Source organism: Pseudoalteromonas sp. S1612 (assembly GCF_005887175.1).
Taxonomy (GTDB): Bacteria; Pseudomonadota; Gammaproteobacteria; order Enterobacterales; family Alteromonadaceae; genus Pseudoalteromonas; species Pseudoalteromonas undina.
Genome location: NZ_PNDH01000080.1, coordinates 1 through 323, shown reverse-complemented (window position 1 = coordinate 323; position 323 = coordinate 1). Strand labels below are relative to the sequence as shown.

At 46.1% G+C, this 323-nt stretch carries 1 tRNA gene; it reads left to right on the top strand.

Annotated features, from left to right (window positions below):
* Nucleotides 1-187: 187 nt before the first annotated feature.
* Nucleotides 188-263, top strand: a tRNA-Glu gene (locus CWB78_RS18075).
* The last annotated feature ends 60 nt before the right edge of the window (nucleotides 264-323 follow it).

The following is a 323-nucleotide window of genomic DNA, read 5'->3' as shown; positions in this document are numbered from 1 at the left end:
GACGCCACTTACTTATTTTAAATAGGGAAGTGCAGTGTTATTAAGCAACTCGCCTGAAACGAGTCAAACCATTCAGTTGTCCTAGTGACACAGAAAATGTTTCTGAGAAGATAATGCCATTCGCCTCGCAGGCTCGGCTCATCTTACGCAGAAATAGCAAATCAGTGATTTGCAAACCAATTTCTGCGTCCCCATCGTCTAGAGGCCTAGGACACCGCCCTTTCACGGCGGTAACAGGGGTTCGAATCCCCTTGGGGACGCCACTTACTTATTTTAAGTAATCTACAAAGCAGTATGACTGCAGCACTCTCTATCCGCGAAAT